Source organism: Sphingomonas sp. (genome assembly GCF_035555815.1).
Taxonomy (GTDB): Bacteria; Pseudomonadota; Alphaproteobacteria; order Sphingomonadales; family Sphingomonadaceae; genus Sphingomonas.
Genome location: NZ_DATMGG010000126.1, coordinates 1 through 2,060, shown reverse-complemented (window position 1 = coordinate 2,060; position 2,060 = coordinate 1). Strand labels below are relative to the sequence as shown.

The following is a 2,060-nucleotide window of genomic DNA, read 5'->3' as shown; positions in this document are numbered from 1 at the left end:
GCCGCGCCGATCGTCACGGACCGGCTGATCCTGCGGCGTTGGGAGGCGCGCGACGCCGCGCCGTTCCACGCGATGGGGCGGGATGCGCAGGTGATGCGCTATATCGGCCCGCCGCTCGGCATGGCGGAGGTGAAGGCGGCGATCGCGCGGCAGAACGACCTGCTCGATACCGGCGGATCGTGTTTCCGCGCGATCGAGCGGGTCGACGACGGCGCGTTCCTGGGCTTTTGCGGGATCAAGCCGGGCCCGGACGGGACGCCGATCGCCGGCCAGCCCGAAATCGGCTGGCGATTGCGCCGCGATGCCTGGGGAAGGGGCTATGCGCGTGAAGCGGCGGCGGCGAGCCTGGCCGATGCGTGGGCCAACGATGTCGCGCGCGTCGCGGCGATCACCGTCCCCGCGAACCGCGCCAGCTGGGGGCTGATGATACGGCTGGGGATGACGCGCGTGGAAGACGGCGATTTCGATCATCCGGTCGTGCCGGAGGGCAATCCGCTGCGCCGGCACCTGTGCTACACGATCGGCCGGCCGCAATGACGGCGGTGGCGGACGAGCCGGCAGTCGGGACGTCACGCGGATCGCGCGCGCTGTTCGTCGCCACGATCCTGACGGGATCGTTCCTGCTGTTCCTGGTCCAGCCGATGGTCGCGCGGATGGCGCTGCCCCGGCTGGGCGGCGCGCCGGCGGTGTGGAATTCGGCGATGCTGGTCTATCAGGCGCTGCTGCTGGGTGGCTATGCCTATGCCCATGGCCTTGGCCGTTTGCCGCTGCGGCGCGGCGCGGCGATCCATCTCGCGCTGCTCGCGCTCGCCGCGCTGTGGCTGCCGATCGGACTGTTCGCCTTTGCCATGCCGCCCGACGCCGAACCCGCGCTGTGGGTGCCGTGGCTGCTGGGCGTGTCGATCGGGCCGCTGTTCTTCGCGGTATCGGCACAGGCGCCGCTGATGCAGCGGTGGTACGCCGCCGCGCAGCCGGGGCGCGATCCCTATGCGCTCTACGCCGCGTCGAACGTCGGCAGCTTTGGAGGGCTGGTCGCGTATCCGCTGATCGTCGAGCCGGCGCTGGCGCTGCGCCAGCAGAGCCTGGTGTGGAGCGTCGGCTATGCCGCGCTGTTCCTGCTGGTCGCGTTTTGCGCGCTGATGCTGCCGCGCCGGACCGCCGCCGAGGCGCATCAGCCGGTGACCAGCGCCGCGCCGGGCGCGCGCCGCGTCGTGACCTGGGTGGTGCTGGCGCTGGTGCCGTCCGGGCTGATGCTCGCCACCTCGACCTTCATCACCACCGATATCGTCGCGGTGCCGCTGCTGTGGGTGCTGCCGCTGGGGCTCTACCTGCTGAGTTTCACCGTCGCCTTTGCCGGCGGCCGGATGCTGGCCGATCAGCTGACCCGCTTTGCCCCGCTCACCATCCTGATGTTCGGCGGGGTGATGATCGGGGGCGCCCAGCAATATCCCTACCTCAACACGCTGATGGCGCTGGTGCTGCTGTTCATGGTGGCGGTGGCGCTGCACACGCGGATGTACGAGCTTCGCCCGGCGGCGGACCGGTTGACCGGATTCTATCTGGCGATGTCGGTCGGCGGGGCGTTGGGCGGCGTGTTCGCCGGGCTGCTCGCCCCGGTGGTGTTCGACTGGACCTATGAATATCCGCTGTTGATCCTCGCCGCCGGGCTGCTGGCGCCGCAATATTTCCTGCTGCCGGTGTTCGCGCGGCTATGGCGGGTCAATCGGCGCGGCGTGCAGGTACGGACCGCGATCGTCGCCGCGATCGTGATCGCGCTGGTGGCGCTGGGACTGACCAATCCCGGCGGAATGCTGGGGACCAAGGCCGAATCGATCGCCTTCCTTGTCATCGCGGTCATCGGCCTGTTCGTGATCGGCGCGCGGATTCCCTATGCGATCGCGCTGGCCGGCGCGATCTTCCTCTACGGCGGCTATCGCGCGCTGATGGTGAGCTGGGACGGCGACGCGCGCACCCGCAGCTATTTCGGCGTCTACACCGTGCGCGAGTACCCGAAGTGGCGCACGCTGGCGCACGGCACCACGCTGCACGGGATCGAATTG

The 2,060-nt window shown here is 70.0% G+C and carries 2 protein-coding genes; both read left to right on the top strand.

Annotated elements, in window-relative coordinates:
* The first annotated feature begins 9 nt into the window (after positions 1-9).
* Positions 10-537, top strand: coding sequence for a GNAT family N-acetyltransferase (locus VNR91_RS06945; RefSeq protein WP_325490043.1), 528 nt, complete (start codon positions 10-12; stop codon positions 535-537).
* A partial coding sequence (locus tag VNR91_RS06940; RefSeq protein WP_325490042.1) for a hypothetical protein occupies positions 534-2,060 on the top strand: 1,527 nt, incomplete at its 3' end. The genes VNR91_RS06945 and VNR91_RS06940, both read left to right, overlap by 4 nt.